Source organism: Duncaniella muricolitica, assembly GCF_910574735.1.
Taxonomy (GTDB): Bacteria; Bacteroidota; Bacteroidia; order Bacteroidales; family Muribaculaceae; genus Duncaniella; species Duncaniella muricolitica.
Genome location: NZ_CAJTCF010000025.1, coordinates 19,768 through 34,938, shown reverse-complemented (window position 1 = coordinate 34,938; position 15,171 = coordinate 19,768). Strand labels below are relative to the sequence as shown.

At 51.8% G+C, this 15,171-nt stretch carries 14 protein-coding genes and 1 riboswitch; of the genes, 2 read left to right on the top strand and 12 right to left on the bottom strand.

Features of this window, described 5'->3' with window-relative positions; translation table 11 throughout:
- Positions 1–60 precede the first annotated feature (60 nt).
- From thiC to QGT73_RS07190, 12 genes are all read right to left on the bottom strand, one after another.
- On the bottom strand, positions 61–1,761 hold the full coding sequence (thiC, locus tag QGT73_RS07245) for a phosphomethylpyrimidine synthase ThiC (RefSeq protein ID WP_280121979.1): 1,701 nt from the start codon (positions 1,759–1,761) through the stop codon (positions 61–63).
- A 46-nt stretch (positions 1,762–1,807) separates the two neighbouring features.
- Positions 1,808–2,584 carry a thiazole synthase gene (locus tag QGT73_RS07240; RefSeq protein WP_280121978.1) on the bottom strand — a complete coding sequence of 259 codons (777 nt, stop codon included), beginning with the start codon at positions 2,582–2,584 and terminating at the stop codon, positions 1,808–1,810.
- A gap of 57 nt (positions 2,585–2,641) precedes the next feature.
- A complete protein-coding gene (locus tag QGT73_RS07235; protein WP_425278389.1) occupies positions 2,642–3,286 on the bottom strand; it encodes a thiamine phosphate synthase in 645 nt (214 codons plus the stop codon).
- Positions 3,287–3,300: 14 nt separating this feature from the next.
- Positions 3,301–3,906, bottom strand: a complete 606-nt coding sequence (locus tag QGT73_RS07230) for a thiamine phosphate synthase (protein WP_280121977.1) — start codon at positions 3,904–3,906, stop codon at positions 3,301–3,303.
- Positions 3,899–4,099 carry a sulfur carrier protein ThiS gene (gene thiS / locus QGT73_RS07225; protein WP_280121976.1) on the bottom strand — a complete coding sequence of 67 codons (201 nt, stop codon included), beginning with the start codon at positions 4,097–4,099 and terminating at the stop codon, positions 3,899–3,901. The genes QGT73_RS07230 and thiS overlap by 8 nt, the downstream gene beginning before the upstream one ends.
- The gene (gene thiD, locus QGT73_RS07220) at positions 4,096–4,929 is read right to left on the bottom strand and encodes a bifunctional hydroxymethylpyrimidine kinase/phosphomethylpyrimidine kinase (protein WP_280121975.1); all 834 of its coding nucleotides are present in this window, start codon (positions 4,927–4,929) and stop codon (positions 4,096–4,098) included. Before thiD ends, thiS begins: the two co-directional genes overlap by 4 nt.
- 62 nt (positions 4,930–4,991) lie before the next feature.
- A riboswitch (TPP riboswitch) is annotated at positions 4,992–5,092 on the bottom strand.
- 21 nt (positions 5,093–5,113) lie between these two features.
- On the bottom strand, positions 5,114–6,418 hold the full coding sequence (locus QGT73_RS07215; protein ID WP_280121974.1) for an MATE family efflux transporter: 1,305 nt from the start codon (positions 6,416–6,418) through the stop codon (positions 5,114–5,116).
- A 35-nt stretch (positions 6,419–6,453) separates the two neighbouring features.
- Positions 6,454–6,915, bottom strand: coding sequence for a hypothetical protein (locus tag QGT73_RS07210; protein ID WP_280121973.1), 462 nt, complete (start codon positions 6,913–6,915; stop codon positions 6,454–6,456).
- 158 nt (positions 6,916–7,073) lie between these two features.
- Positions 7,074–9,059 carry an OPT family oligopeptide transporter gene (locus QGT73_RS07205; RefSeq protein WP_280121972.1) on the bottom strand — a complete coding sequence of 662 codons (1,986 nt, stop codon included), beginning with the start codon at positions 9,057–9,059 and terminating at the stop codon, positions 7,074–7,076.
- A gap of 30 nt (positions 9,060–9,089) precedes the next feature.
- Positions 9,090–10,241, bottom strand: coding sequence for a diaminopimelate decarboxylase (lysA, locus tag QGT73_RS07200; RefSeq protein WP_280121971.1), 1,152 nt, complete (start codon positions 10,239–10,241; stop codon positions 9,090–9,092).
- 19 nt (positions 10,242–10,260) lie between these two features.
- Positions 10,261–11,580 carry an aspartate kinase gene (locus QGT73_RS07195; protein WP_280121970.1) on the bottom strand — a complete coding sequence of 440 codons (1,320 nt, stop codon included), beginning with the start codon at positions 11,578–11,580 and terminating at the stop codon, positions 10,261–10,263.
- Between the two features lie 88 nt (positions 11,581–11,668).
- Positions 11,669–13,699, bottom strand: coding sequence for a tetratricopeptide repeat protein (locus tag QGT73_RS07190; RefSeq protein WP_280121969.1), 2,031 nt, complete (start codon positions 13,697–13,699; stop codon positions 11,669–11,671).
- Between the two features lie 86 nt (positions 13,700–13,785).
- Between QGT73_RS07190 and QGT73_RS07185 the strand changes: the two genes are divergently transcribed.
- A complete protein-coding gene (locus tag QGT73_RS07185) occupies positions 13,786–14,457 on the top strand; it encodes a M15 family metallopeptidase (protein WP_280121968.1) in 672 nt (223 codons plus the stop codon).
- 14 nt (positions 14,458–14,471) lie between these two features.
- Positions 14,472–15,014 carry a beta-class carbonic anhydrase gene (locus QGT73_RS07180; protein ID WP_123617158.1) on the top strand — a complete coding sequence of 181 codons (543 nt, stop codon included), beginning with the start codon at positions 14,472–14,474 and terminating at the stop codon, positions 15,012–15,014.
- Positions 15,015–15,171 lie beyond the last annotated feature (157 nt).

The following is a 15,171-nucleotide window of genomic DNA, read 5'->3' as shown; positions in this document are numbered from 1 at the left end:
AGGGTGTTACAGTCTCAGTAAAATCCCTCTCGCGTGGTTGGTGGGAAGCGTTAGGTCAACTTACTTGGCGCACTCGTCGACGAGTTTCCGAGTGATGCGCATCGCGCAGAAGTTGGGACCGCACATGGTGCAGAAGTGGTCGTCATCTTTATGGCTTTCCACATAGTACTGACGTGCGCGGGCGGGGTCGAGCGACAGATTGAACTGGTCTTTCCATCTGAACTCAAATCTGGCCTTGCTCATGGCGTCGTCGCGCACCTGTGCACCGGGGTGGCCTTTGGCGATGTCGGCGGCATGGGCGGCAATCTTGTAGGTGATTACACCGTTGCGGACATCCTCGAGGTTGGGAAGGGCGAGATGCTCCTTTGGGGTCACATAGCATATCATTGCTGTGCCCATCCAGGCGATCTGCGCCGCGCCGATAGCCGATGTGATGTGGTCATAACCGGGCGCGATGTCGGTCGTAAGCGGGCCGAGTGTGTAGAACGGTGCTTCGTGACACTTCTCAAGCTGACGGTCCATGTTTTCGCGTATCTTGTGCATGGGGACATGGCCGGGACCTTCGATAAGCACCTGCACGTTGTGTCGCCAGGCTATCTCAGTCAGCTCACCGAGCACATCGAGTTCAAGGAACTGTGAACGGTCATTGGCATCGTGTATCGAACCGGGACGAAGACCGTCGCCGAGCGATACGGCCACATCATATGCGGCGAGTATCTCGCAGATTTCGTCAAAGTGGGTGTAGAGGAAGTTTTCCTCATTGTGCATCACGGCCCAACTGGTCATGATGGAGCCGCCGCGCGACACGATGCCGGTAAGACGTTCCTTGACCATGTCGGCATGGGCGCGGAGCGCACCGGCGTGGATTGTGAAGTAGTCTACGCCCTGCTCGGCCTGCTCGATGAGAGTGTCACGGTATATTTCCCATGTGAGGTCTTCGACGCGGCCGTTGACTTTCTCGAGTGCCTGATATACGGGAACCGTTCCTACCGGCACAGGACAGTTGCGGATAATCCACTCTCGTGTCTCGTGGATATTGTCGCCTGTCGAGAGGTCCATCAGCGTGTCTCCTCCCCAGTAGCAGCTCCACACGGCTTTGCTCACTTCTTCCTCGATGCCTGACGAAAGGGCCGAGTTGCCGATATTGGTGTTGAGTTTGACAAGGAAGTTTCGGCCTATAATCATAGGTTCGGCTTCGGGATGATTGATATTGGCGGGGAGTACGGCTCGTCCGGCGGCAATTTCAGCACGGACAAACTCAGGAGTGATGTGGCTTTCGATGCCCATTGCGCGGGCGTTGTTGTTCTCGCGGATAGCCACATACTCCATCTCAGGAGTGATAATGCCCTTTTTTGCCAATGCCATCTGTGTGATTTCCTTGCCCTTGGCGGCATGTCGGGGCGCATAGCGGTGGGCAAAACGGATATTGTCGAGCATGGGGTCTTCCTCGCGCATACGTCCGTAGTCGGAAGTGATGTGGGGGAGCTGCTCGAGGTCGTCGCGTTGGGCTATGAGGGCCTCGCGTGTGCGTGGCAGACCTTCGTTGATGTTGATTTTGACATTGGGGTCGGTGTAGACTCCGCTGGTGTCGTAGACGTAGACGGGAGCATTTTCGGTGATGACTTTTTCTCCGTTGACTATATCGACTGTCGGAGTGAGGTTGACCCGACGCATAGCTACCTTGATAGGAAACATTTCGCCGTCTATGTATACCTTTTCCGAACCGGGATAAGAGTTTACGTCAATGTTTTCGATTTTCATTTATAATAAAGTGATGATTTTGGCTTCAGTTATATGCATAAGAGGTTCAGAGGTCAAGAAATGCTGTGAGAGGACTTGTGGCACTTGCCGATGACGATACGGAGCCGAGTCCGGCAAGATATGCCTTGCGTCCGGCTTCAACCGCGAGTCGGAAAGCGACGGCCATTTCTACCGGGTCGCCGGCTACGGCGATGGCAGTATTGACGAGCACGGCGTCGGCTCCGATTTCCATAGCGTCGGCAGCATGAGATGGTGCGCCGAGTCCGGCATCAATCACCACAGGCACGCGGCTCTCGGCAATGATGATTTCAAGAAGATCGCGAGTCTTGAGGCCCTTGTTTGTCCCTATAGGTGCTCCCAGGGGCATTACTGCGGCTGTCCCGACTTCCTCAAGACGTTTGCACAGCACCGGATCGGCCTGTATATAAGGGAGAACCTTGAATCCCTGCTTGGCGAGAGTCTCAGTAGCTTTCAGCGTCTCGATAGGGTCGGGGAGCAGGTATTTGGGGTCGGGATGAATCTCGAGTTTGATGAAGTCGGTGCCAAAGCAGTCGCGGGCCAGATTGGCGGCGAGCACGGCCTCCTCGGCATTGCGCACTCCCGAAGTGTTGGGGAGAAACTGCACATGGTCACGGTTGATGTGGGCGAGCATGTCGTCCTCCTCCTCGTGCTCCATGTCGATACGCTTCATGGCTACGGTAATCATCTGCGAACCGGATGCTATGATTGAATCAAGCATTAGGCGGTTGGATGAGAATTTGCCTGTGCCAACAAAAAGGCGCGAGGTAAATTCCTTACCACCGATGGTGAGAATGTCTGACATAATATGATGATATGATTATTGTTTATTCCTGATGTGATGACGATGGTTTGTGGGGCTTTAGGACTTCTTTCTGAGAGCGGATACAGTCTCATTAAGCGTGTCAAGCAGGAGCCGTGTATATACTACCGGGTCAGGGGCATTGATTATCGAGCCGCTTACAGCTACGCCATTGATGCCTGTGGCCATGAGAGCGGGGATGTCTTCCACACCTATGCCGCCTATGGCAACGATGGGCAGAAGCATGTCGGCGTCGCGGACGGTTTTGACTATATCGGCATATCCTTCTGTACCAAGTACGGGCGACAGGTTGGCTTTGGTTGTCGTGAAACGATATGGACCGAGACCTACATAATCAACATCACGTCCTTTATATTTCAGTATGTCTTCGGCTGTGTTGGCGGTTATGCCTATGATAGCCTCCGCACCCATGGTTTCTCGGGCCTGGAGAGGGTCCATGTCGTTTTTGCCGAGATGCACGCCGTGCACACCCATTTCCATAGCCAGCTCTACGCGGTCGTCAAACACAAGAAACGCTTCATGCTCCTTGCACAAAGGTATTATCTCGAGAGCTGTCTGGCGAAATTCTTCATCAGAAGCATCCTTGAGCCGCAACTGTATCCATTTGCAGCCGCCTTCGAGCACCATCTGCACCTCCTCTGCGATGCTGTATCGGTCGCTCGGGTGTGTTATGAACATTAACATATTGATGATTCTTTTTATTGATTGTCGTGTGATATGTTGCAGGCTACGCAGTGCGAAGCAAAGTCGGCTACTTGCTCACATGTGCCTATCCATGGGATTGCGCCAAGCATGGCATAACCGCTAAAACGGTAACAGTCAAGCCTGGAGAAATGTTCGGGGCTTATGCCTCCTAACGCTATCACGGGGATGTCGCATTTGTCGAGCGAGCGGAGTGTATCGGGTGTGAATGCTGCCTGATAGCCGCTCTTTGATATGCTGTCGAATATCGGACTAAGAGTCACATAACTCATGCTGTCGGCCACTGCGATCTCGTCAATCGAGTGGCATGAACGACTGAGCGGCCCGGAATATAAGGCAGGAGCGGCCGGACATCGGTGATTGAGGTGTAGCCCTCCGAGATTGAAGTCGCAGGTCAGATCGAAATGACCGTGTAACACAAGCCTGTCGTGGTATCGCTGGGATACACTCTCGATGATATCGCGCATTTCAACACGTGACGCATCAGGATGACGCAGGTGTACACGATACCATCCGGCCCGTAGGAGAGCTTCTATCTTACATCCTTCGTCAGCGACCGGCTGTTCAGGGGTGATAGCTATGAGATGTCGGGCATCAGCCACCGTAAAATGCCTTTATAATTACTATTTTGTCTCCTTCGCTCAATGGTGTAGACTGACGTCTGTCGGCGGGTATGACTGTTCCGTTAAGAGCTGTGGCAATACCTGAGAGCTTAATCTCTTTGGCTGCGAGCGCATCGCTGAGCATCGAGCCCGAGGGGAGAGTGAGGGGCACGTCGTTGATGGTGATATTCATAAGTTTCTGAATGTTGACGGATTGAAATTTTTGAGTCTGCGCGGAGAGTAGAAATGATTGACAGGCCCGTGCCCCTTGCCGGTGGTGACAAACGCTCCGGCTTCGAGAGCACGCGTGATGTATAGCTTGGCAGCATTGACAGCCTCGGTGAGATTGTAGCCCAAGGCGAGATATGACGCGATGGCTGACGAGAGTGTGCAGCCGGTCCCGTGTGTGTTGGCCGTGTCGATGGCATCGGCCCGCAGCTCTATACGTTTTTTGCAGTTGTCGAGATAGAGGATGTCGGTCTTGAAATCGCGGTCAGATGTGTCACCCCCTTTGAGCAATATGTTGCGGCATCCCATGTCGGAGAATGCTGCGGCCTGACGGTCGGGGTCGTCCTCGCCGGTGAGAGCGGCCGCTTCGCTTTTGTTGGGAGTTATTAGCGTCGATAGCGGGAATATGTCGCGTGTAATCAATGCTATCGCATCTTCGCTAAGCAGACGTGAACCGGATGTCGATACCATCACCGGATCAACCACAAGATTGTTGATGTGGTAATGTTTCAGCCGTTCCGCAACAGCCCCGGCAACCTCGGCATTACACAGCATACCGGTCTTTACGGCCATCGGAGGGATATCCTCCATGACCATATCAATCTGGTCGGTCACGATGGCCGGAGATGCGGGCATGATTGAGCGCACCCCGGTGGTGTTCTGGGCTGTAAGTGAGGTTATCGCCGTCATGGCATAGCATCCGAGGGCCGAAATCGTCTTGATGTCGGCCTGTATGCCCGCTCCCCCCGAGGGGTCGCTTCCGGCTATTGAAAGTACGGTGAAATATTTTCTCATCGCATTGTGTATCTTTGTGTTACGTGTCGGACAAAGCGATGAGCGGGCCAAGGTATGGCCGGGGAAAATCTGAGTCCAATCCCTTCGGCGGTACTAACCGCATCAGGTTCAGAGGGTATCATCTCAGCCGACCTGTTGAAACGCGGCACCCCTTTGTCTCTGCAAAGTTACTTCTTTATCTTTATTAATGCAAAAAAATCTTTCTTTTGACGCTATTTATGGAAATATGAAGCACCACTCCGCGCGATAGCAGATAACAGATGAATGCTATCCAAATGCCATGGTTTCCGATGTGGGGATAGAGCAGAAAATATAATATGAAATAGAGTATGGTCGACAATGCCATGGAGAGCAGCATCTCATGGGTGCGTGTGATGCCGATATAGACACCGTCCCATGTAAATGCAAGAAATCCGGTGAGAGGGATGAGTATTACCCAATGGAAATATTCACGCGAAGCTGCGACAACGTTGGCGTCACCGCTCAACAGTTGCATGATCCATTCACCACAAATGAAATATATTGCGGTAAATATAACAGCGACCCACAGTCCCCATTTGAGCAGAGCACGTATGGCGGTGTCAAGCCGGTTGCGGTCTGACGCGCCGAGACAGTTGCCGCATATTGCCTCGCCGGCAAAGGCAAAACCGTCCATGAAATAAGAAAACAGCACAAAAAACTGCATCAGCAGTGTGTTGACGGCCAGTGTCACTGTGCCTTGTTCGGAACCTACGCGTGTAAACCATACCGTCACGGCTATGAGGCAACATGTGCGCAGGAATATGTCGGCATTGACAGAGAAGAACCGCCGGAGTGCCCCGCGCCGGAATATCTGTCGAGAAGAGGTGACTGTCGGATGATATTTGCGCACGACAATCACCACAAAAGCTATGACGCCGAGCCATTGAGCCGATAATGTGCCGATAGCCACACCCTCGATTTTGAGCCTGAATACATAGACCAGCACGAGGCTTACGACAATATTGCCGATATTTATTATGAATGAGACCCACATGGGAGCTTTAGGGTTTTTGCGGCCGAGACTCCATCCCGACAGCGTGTAGGTGCACAGCACAGCCGGCGCACCCCATACAAGTATGGCAAAATATCTCTGCGCCATCGCTCTCACATGAGGTTCGACCTCCATTACTGCAAAGGCTATCCGGCCTATCAGCGGTGAAAATATTATTATGAGCACAGATGCTCCTAACGCTACTGCCGTGCCACGTGCAAGCACCAGGTTGAGTTCTGATTCATCAGATGCCCCATGGGCCTGGGCCGACATTCCGCTTGTGCCCATGCGGAGGAAGGCAAAGAGCCAGTATATCATATTGAATATGGTGCCTCCGACCGCTATCGCAGCTATGTAGGATGCGTCACCCATATGGCCGACAATAGCGACGTCCATCAATGCCAGCAGCGGTGTGGTGATGTTGGTTATGATTGACGGAATGGCTAACGATAGTATTTCTCTGTTGATGGTCTTCAATTAGTGGATTTTTATTTTTGCCTGCCCGGATTTTTTCATCCGAGTTTACGCCATTTGGTTTTGGAGCGAATCATGCGATCGACAGCGCGACACATGCGGCGCGATACTCGCGGTGTGATTTCTGTTGTATCATCCTCGGCAGATTGGGGTTCGGTTTTGTTAACGGTTTTCTTTGTAGGTTTATTGTCGGCAGCCGGTGACGTGGCATTATCGGTGGCTTGATTTTCGGGCTCTGTCTGTTTTCTGCGTGCGCGGGTGCGAGCTTTGGCCGAACGGATCATGGCGAGTTCTATCTCGAAACGCAACATTCCAAACACCATCACACAGTCAGGCGTGAGGTTGCGGTCATATGTGTCTCGGTTGCCGTCAAGATAACTGTCGAGTGCGGCAAGCATGGCTTCGCGCTTGGTCTTGTTTGTGACAACGAGATAGATGCGTTTTACAAACCGATCATAGGCTTTCTGAGATACGGGACGGAGAATGGCTGACTTTTTCATAACAAATGCGGTGATAAAATTTATACCGCAAAGTTACCAAGCGAGATGCCGTAAAAGGTGCGATAATGTCGCGTAGCAAGTGTCTGAAATGAAAAAATCATGCCGGAAAATCATCCGTTCAGCGATAATTCTCCGGCATGAGTTTTTTAATGCTTATATCAGAGTCTCTTGGCTCTCATCGAATCCCATATCAGGTAGATGATAAGCAAGGCATATGCAGCCAGACCGCTCCACTGAGTGGCGATGGCCGACATGGGATTGACATATTCAAATCCGAGGAATCGGGTGAGTGCTGCAAATACACCAAACAACGCACCACCGGCGATAAGGCCCGAGGAGATGAGCGTGCCGCGGTCGGCACGTGCACTGTTGACGCTTTTGTCCTTGGAACGGCTACCGATAAACCATGCTACAGCTCCACCGACCAACAGCGGGGTGTTGAGCTGGAGAGGAATGAACATGCCGAGGCAGAAGGCGAGTGCCGGCACTCCGAGCCAGTTGAGAAGCAGTGCGAGAATGGCTCCTACCATGTAGAGTATCCAGGGAGTGTCGCCACCCATCATGAGAGGCTCGATGACCTTGGCCATGGCGTTGGCCTGAGGAGCGACGAGTGCATTCTCACCGGTGAATCCATACACCTGATTGAGCAGAAGTATCACACCGCCGACTGTTGCAGCCGAGACGAGTGTGCCGAGAAATTTCCATGACTCCTGTTTCTTGGGCGTTGAGCCGAGCCAGTAGCCAACCTTGAGGTCGGTCACGAAGCCGCCGGCCATCGAGAGGGCTGTACATACCACACCACCGATAACCATCGAGGCTACAATGCCGGAGGTGCCGTTGAGGCCGATGCCGACAAAGATTGCCGAAGCGATGATGAGGGTCATGAGTGTCATGCCCGATACAGGGTTGGAGCCTACGATAGCGATGGCGTTGGCTGCCACTGTGGTAAACAGGAATGCAATCACTGTGACAACTACCCATGCAACGAGTGCCTGCCAGAATGTGTTGATGACACCAAGCCAGAAGAACAGGAACACAACCACAAGTGCTATGGTTACGAAAAACACGATGTGCTTCATGGATATGTCGGTCTGCCAACGGATGGTCTTGGTAGAGGCCGCATTGCCTTTAAGCTCACGTGAAGCAAGTCCGACAGCCTCGCGGATGATGCCCCATGATTTCACGATGCCGATGATTCCTGCCATGGCGATGCCTCCGATACCGATGAGTCGCGCATAGTCGGCAAATATCTCGGTCGGTGAGAGGGCTGTGATTTCGGCGGCTCCATAAGTGCCCATTAGGGGAATGAGCACCCACCATACGAATACCGAGCCGGCAAAGATGATGAATGCGTATTTGAGGCCGATGATGTAGCCCAGACCCAGCACGGCGGCAGTGGTGTTGCAGCTTAATACGAGTTTGGTCTTCTCGGCAAGAGTCTGTCCCCATGATGTCGCCATCGTGTTGAGGGTGCTTGTCCACCAGCCGAATGTCTCCACGAGGTAATCATAAAGACCGCCTATGAGCGATGATATTACAAGAGTCTTGGCCTGTCCGGCATTGGATGATTCCTTGCCGAGTCCGCTTGCAAGCACCTGGGTGGTAGCAGTGGCTTCGGGGAAAGGATACTTGCCGTGCATATCCTTTACGAAATATTTACGGAAAGGAATGAAGAACAGGATGCCGAGTACTCCGCCAAGCAGCGAACTGAGAAATATCTGAAAGAAGTTGACAGATATTTCAGGATACTTGGCCTGGAGAATGTAGAGGGCGGGAAGAGTGAAGATGGCACCGGCCACAATCACTCCGGAGCACGCGCCTATCGACTGGATAATCACGTTCTGCCCTAAGGGATTTTGCTTCTTGAGCGCGCCGGAGAGCCCTACCGCTATAATGGCGATTGGAATGGCGGCTTCAAACACCTGGCCTACTTTGAGTCCGAGATAGGCGGCTGCCGCACTGAATATCACAGCGAGCAGCAGTCCCATGGTCACGGAGTAGGGAGTGACTTCGGGATAGTCGTGAGCCGGATGCATTATCGGACGATAATGCTCGTCATCACCGAGTTCCCGGAACGCGTTTTCGGGCATTTCAGCAGGATCCACCTCCTGATATACCACTTCGTCGGTCTGTTTTTGTGTCATAACATTGATGATATTAGATGGTAAGGATGTTTACTTCTCATAAAAGTATGACGAGGGGAGCTGGCGGCAATTATATTGCGAAGCCATGATTTCACCATATGCACCGGCCGAACGCAGAGCCAGGAAGTCACCGCGGCGTATGGCCGGGAGAAGCTCGTCCTTGCCGAAGCAGTCGGACGATTCGCATATCGGGCCTACGATGTCGTAGTGATGTCTCTCTCCGTTGGGCGACGAGATATTCTCTATGCGGTGATGGGCATTGTAGAGAGCCGGACGTATCAGGTCGGTCATGCCGGCGTCGACAATTGCAAAACGTTTGGTGGTACCCTCCTTTACATAGAGCACTCGGGTGATGAGACTGCCGCACTGCGCCACTACCGAGCGGCCGAGCTCAAAGTGAAGCTCCTGGTCGGGACGGAGTCGGAGATGATTGCGGAACGATTTGAAGTAACCCTCGAAGTCGGGTATCGGATGTCGGTCAGGATCAGCGTAATCTATGCCGAGGCCGCCCCCGACGTTGATTGATCTGAAGGTTACACCTTTGGCCTCCCATTCGTCCTGAAGTCTGTTGATGGTCTCGCAGAGCATTACAAAGGGTTCGGTCTCAGTAATCTGAGAGCCGATGTGGAAATGCAGGCCTATGAGGTTGACATTCTCGAGTTCGTTTGCCTTCTCTATGAGATGAGGCATCTGCTCGAGGTTTATGCCAAACTTGTTTTCGGCAAGTCCGGTGGTTATATACTCATGGGTGTGGGCATCGATGTTGGGGTTGATGCGCAGAGCTATATCGGCGGTCTTGCCAAGCGATGCGGCAAGCTCGTTGATGATTTCGAGTTCGGGCTCAGACTCGACATTGAAACATCCTACGCCATTCTCGAGAGCGAGGATAATCTCGGCATCAGTCTTGCCGACTCCGGCATAAACTATCTGCGAGCCTTTGAATCCTGCGTCGAGAGCTGCCTGAATCTCTCCGCCGCTCACTGCGTCGACTCCAAGTCCGGCCGCCTGCACATGACGAAGAATGCCGGGATTGGCATTGGCCTTCATGGCATAGTGCACTTTGAAGCGTTCGTCGCGTGAAGTGCGGGCTATTTCGGCCAATGTGCGGTCAAGCAGTGCAAGGTCGTAGAAGTAAAATGGAGTCGAGAGATCGTTAAATTCAGCAACTGGGAATCGTGTCATGCTGTATGTCGGATTATTTTTAGTTGTTGAACAGTTTTTCGCTCAGGCGGTTGAGTGCTGCAATCTTGTCATCCTTGCGTATGAGGAACGAAATATTGTAGTTGGAACCGCCATAGGAAATCATGCGCACCGGGATGTCGGCGAGAGCTTCCATCGCACGGGCCTCATAGCCGGTGTTGGTCCATTCCATATTGCCTACCACGCATACGATTACCATGTCCTTGTCTACGGTCACGGTGCCGAATTTCTGGAGTTCGTCGACAATCTCGGGAAGGAAACGCTCCGAGTCAATGGTGAGCGATACGCCTACCTCGCTTGTTGCTATCATGTCGATGGGAGTCTTGTATTTTTCAAATGTCTCGAACACGCGAGTGAGGAAGCCGTAGGCGAGAAGCATACGTGAGCTCTTGATTTTGATGGCCACAACGTTGTCTTTTGCAGCCACAGCCTTGATGCAGGGGTCGGTTATGTTGTTGTATATAAGTGTGCCGTGGGCTTCGGGTTCCATAGTGTTGAGCAGACGCACGGGTATGTTATTGACCTTGGCAGGGAGCACACAGGTGGGGTGGAGAATCTTGGCACCGAAATAGGCAAGCTCGGCGGCCTCTTCATAATGAAGCTCACCCACGGGCGATGTTCCCTCGACAAATCGGGGGTCGTTGTTGTGCATGCCGTCGATGTCGGTCCAAATTTCAATTTCCTCGGCTTCAATAGCTGCTCCGATGAGTGAAGCTGTATAGTCGCTGCCGCCGCGCTGGAGATTGTCGATTTCGCCTGAGGAATTGCGGCATATGAAACCCTGGGTCACGAAAATGTCGGCATCCATATATTTGTCGAGCAACGGCTGGAGATGGAGCTGTATATGCTGCATGTCGGGCTCGGCATTAGTGCCTGTCTTCATGAAGTCGAGTGCGGGAAGAGCTTCGGCATAGAGGCCGCGCTCGTTGAGAAGGATTGTCATCATGGCGACGCTCATGATTTCTCCTTGTGCGAGTATGATTTTTTCCTCAACTTCACCGAAAGTCTCGCGCTGAGTGAACGAACGGATGTAGTTGAAGCAGGCTTTGATTTCTTTAAGGGCACGCTCGCGGCTCTCGTGTTTGTCATAAAGAGTCGAGAGTGTCTTGAGATATTTTGATTCCAGAAGGTTGATTGTCTCTTTTGCTCCGTTTATGTTGCGCTTGTAGAGGTAGCCGGCTATCTCTACAAGAGTGTTGGTAGTGCCGGACATAGCTGACAGCACTATGATGTTGCGGCCTCGGGAGCTTACGAGGTCTGCGACGTGGCGTATTCTCTCGGCCGAACCTACCGATGTGCCACCAAATTTCAATACTTTCATCCTTTTTGAAAACTATATTCGTGATAAATGTTGTAAAAACGCGTCAAAGATACGAAAAATGTTTTAAAATGACATTTTTTGTACCCTTTTATTTTGCTGACATACGTTTGAGAAGATTGTATGACGGGACTATGCCGAGTCCGCCGGCACGGCTGAGGTCGGCAAATGCCGCGTCGCGGTTGCCGAGTGAAAGGAATACGTAGCCGCGGTTATAGAAGGCTTCGCCGAAATCGGGTTTCAGTTCGATAGCCTTGTTGAAGCAGGATATGGCCGATGTGAGATCGCCTTCGCCGGCCAGTATGACACCTTTATTATAGTAAGCGATGGGCATTGACGGCGATAGCTTGATGACGGTGTCGAGGTCGGCAACGGCTGCGCGCAACAAGGCGTTGCGTGACATGGCTGCCGACATTGCCGGAGTGGCTCCGGACTCTTCGGCGGATATTCGTGTGCTGAGATAGCGCGCATTAGCCCTGATGAGATAGGCCAGGGTGAAATCGGGGGTTATGGCAATGGCTCGGTCAAGGTCGGCGATGGCATGCTCATAGTCGCGGAGGGTCATGTAGTCCATGGCTCGTCCCAGAAAGTCAATGGCACGCGGCGTGTGGCTTGCGAGGTAGGAGGTATAGTAGTTTATGGAATTGAAATGGGCTGTGGCTGTCTCTTCGTCGGTCATGGACGGCTCGCGGTTGGTGACCTGAAGGAGAAACCTGAGCATACGTGTCGAATTGATGTCGTCGACTTCGCGTATGTAGTCTCCGCTCATTTTGAGCTCGGTAGGAGAGGTGTAATATGAAATGGCGAAGATGGGTTCAAGCTCTATGTTGACATTTCGGTCCTGCACCTTGCCGCGTATGTCCTTGCTGTTGAATATCTGTTCAGGCGAAGAATTGTCGGCAATTGTGGTGAGAGTGGTGAACCGGCGTTTTACCTGTTCCTGAGAATATGACTCTGTCTCACCGTCGGCCACAGAGTCGGCAGATTCACCGCTTCCGTCAAAAAGAGGCGAAACCTGTACCCGGGTCTTTGCGAGAGCGAGCGAACGGTCATAATCACGGGTGGCCGCGCGCATGTCGCCCTTGCGGCGGTTTATGTCATAGCGCAGGAAGTAGGCGGCTGCAAATTCGGGGAATGCGTCGATGACCTTGTTCATATCGCGCAGCGCGCCGTCATAATCCTCGATTTCAGCAAGAAGCATGGCGCGGTTATAGAGGGCTTTGTAGTCGAGGTCGTCAAGCGAAAGCACGGTCGAGAAGTCAGCGATGGCTTTGTTGTTGTCATGAACTTCGGCACGCAACAGACCGCGGTTAAACAGTGCTGTAGTGTTTTGCGGTTCAAGCTGCAGGGCATAGTCATAGTCGGAGAAAGCTCCTTGGAAATCATCGGTCATATAGCGGAGATATGCACGGTTGATGAAATAGCCGGCATATTTGGGCTGGAGCTTGATGGCATGGTTCATATCCTCAAGAGCCGATGCATAGTTTTTGTCGGAGTGTATGGCTATATCGGCACGCATCAGATAGCCGTTGATGGAATTTTGGTTGATTTCGAGAGCCTTCTCAATGTCGGCAAGCGCGCCGACGGTATCTTTTAGTTCAAGTCTCATTCGCGCCCGTCCGATATATCCACCGTCAAAATTTGGGTAGCGTTTCAGCATTACGGCATAGGTATCGGCCGCCCCGTCAAGGTCCTTGATGTCCTGCTGGGCCATAGCCTTGTTGTAGAGCAGCCCCCGGTTGTCGGGCAGCAGCTCGAGAGCATGGTTGTAATCCTCTATGGCCTCATGGTTTTTGCCCATGTTTTGTCGGGCCACACCGCGTACTTCCCATGCATCGACTATAAAAGGATTACGCTCTATGGCCATTGTGGCATCACGTTCGGCTCCGAGAAAGTCGTCAAGATTGAGTTTGGCAATAGATCTCAGGAAATAGGGCCGGGCAAGGTGTGGCTTTACATCAATCACCTGGTTGAAGTATTGTATCGACAGCACATAGTCTTCAAGAAACATATTGTTCTGGCCGATGCGCATCACCTGGTCGGTGTTGATTTGCGCTGAGACTGTCACTGCGACAGCATGAAATATGATGAGCGGAAATATCCGGCGTAGTATTTTTGACATCTGGTTGTGTATGGTATAATGGTACAAATGTACAATTTTACGCTCAAACAACTGTCTGTTTTAAGTTTTTTTCATACTTTTGCGGCATGAAAATTTCATTATTGACAACAGTGGTATTGATGATTTCAGGGCTATGCTCTCAGGCTCGAAGCCTTGAAGAAATATTTGCCGAACGTGGATATGTCAGTGTTACGGCAACATCCCCCGACATAATGGTCTCGCTCATGTATGCGCGTGATGACAATTTTACCGGGGTGGTGCTTTATGACGACGGCATCCGGGACGCATGGCTTCATCCCGATGCGGCAAAAGCGTTGGCGGATGCCCAGCGAGAGTTGAGTTCGCTGATGCCGGGGTGTCATCTGCTTGTCAAGGATGCCGCAAGGCCGATGAGCGTGCAGCGGCGTATGTTTAATGCCGTCAAGGGTACTCCCAAGGCCAATTATGTGGCCAATCCTGCACGTGGTGGCGGTCTGCACAATTATGGCGTGGCTGTAGATGTCACCATTGCTGACGAGAACGGCAATGAGCTCGATATGGGTACACCTGTGGATCACCTCGGAGTGGAAGCAAATATCGATCGAGAACTTCATCTGGTGAAAACCGGAGTGATTAGCGAGAATGCACGTCAGAACAGACTGCTGCTGCGCAAAGTGATGAAAAATGCCGGATTCTCGACAATCCGTACCGAGTGGTGGCACTTTGACCTTGTGTCAAAAGCCCGGGCCAAACAACTGTATAAACTACTTGATTTCTAATATTTCATAATGCTATGATTGAAGAAATACTTAAACATAACCGAGAGTTTGTAGAGAGTAAGGGTTATGAGCGTTTTGCAACGTCCAAATATCCCGACAAGCGCATTGCTATTGTCACATGCATGGATACACGTCTGGTGGAATTATTGCCCGCGGCTCTGGGCATACGTAACGGCGATGTCAAGATGATAAAAAATGCCGGCGGAGTAATCACTAATCCGTTTGACTCGACCGTCCGCTCGATACTTGTGGCGGTGTATGAACTTGGAGTTAACGAGATAATGGTGATCGGCCATACGGGATGCGGAGTGCAGGGCATGGATGCGGCTGAGATGCTTCAGTTGATGCGCGAGCGCGGAGTGAGTGACGAGCATATATCACTGATGAGACATTGCGGCATTGATCTTGACAGTTGGTTGCATGGATTTGATGACACTGCGTCGGCTGTGAGCGAGACGGTCGACCTTATAGCCCGTCATCCACTGATGCCGACTGATATACGTGTAGCCGGATATATAATGGATTCGGTGACAGGTGGATTGACGTTGATCGAATAATCCGAGTCACATCTTCTCCCGCGAGAAAAGAGTTTAAAAGCCTCAAAAAAGAATCTCGATCTGCAATCTTTTCAATCGGCTTATTGCCAGAGTGTTGGATTGCAGGTGGGGTCTCTTTTGAGGCTTTTGTCAGTTTATGACATTTCTAAAATCTTAA

Excerpts from the sequence above, each read along its gene's own strand:
- QGT73_RS07180 (WP_123617158.1), top strand. The coding sequence starts at position 14,472 with ATGATTGAAGAAATACTTAAACATAACCGAGAGTTTGTAGAGAGTAAG.
- QGT73_RS07210 (WP_280121973.1), bottom strand. The coding sequence starts at position 6,915 with ATGAAAAAGTCAGCCATTCTCCGTCCCGTATCTCAGAAAGCCTATGAT.
- QGT73_RS07235 (WP_425278389.1), bottom strand. The coding sequence starts at position 3,286 with ATGTTAATGTTCATAACACACCCGAGCGACCGATACAGCATCGCAGAG.
- QGT73_RS07185 (WP_280121968.1), top strand. The coding sequence starts at position 13,786 with ATGAAAATTTCATTATTGACAACAGTGGTATTGATGATTTCAGGGCTA.
- QGT73_RS07195 (WP_280121970.1), bottom strand. The coding sequence starts at position 11,580 with ATGAAAGTATTGAAATTTGGTGGCACATCGGTAGGTTCGGCCGAGAGA.
- QGT73_RS07205 (WP_280121972.1), bottom strand. The coding sequence starts at position 9,059 with ATGACACAAAAACAGACCGACGAAGTGGTATATCAGGAGGTGGATCCT.
- thiS (WP_280121976.1), bottom strand. The coding sequence starts at position 4,099 with ATGAATATCACCATCAACGACGTGCCCCTCACTCTCCCCTCGGGCTCG.
- QGT73_RS07190 (WP_280121969.1), bottom strand. The coding sequence starts at position 13,699 with ATGTCAAAAATACTACGCCGGATATTTCCGCTCATCATATTTCATGCT.
- QGT73_RS07240 (WP_280121978.1), bottom strand. The coding sequence starts at position 2,584 with ATGTCAGACATTCTCACCATCGGTGGTAAGGAATTTACCTCGCGCCTT.
- lysA (WP_280121971.1), bottom strand. The coding sequence starts at position 10,241 with ATGACACGATTCCCAGTTGCTGAATTTAACGATCTCTCGACTCCATTT.
- thiC (WP_280121979.1), bottom strand. The coding sequence starts at position 1,761 with ATGAAAATCGAAAACATTGACGTAAACTCTTATCCCGGTTCGGAAAAG.
- thiD (WP_280121975.1), bottom strand. The coding sequence starts at position 4,929 with ATGAGAAAATATTTCACCGTACTTTCAATAGCCGGAAGCGACCCCTCG.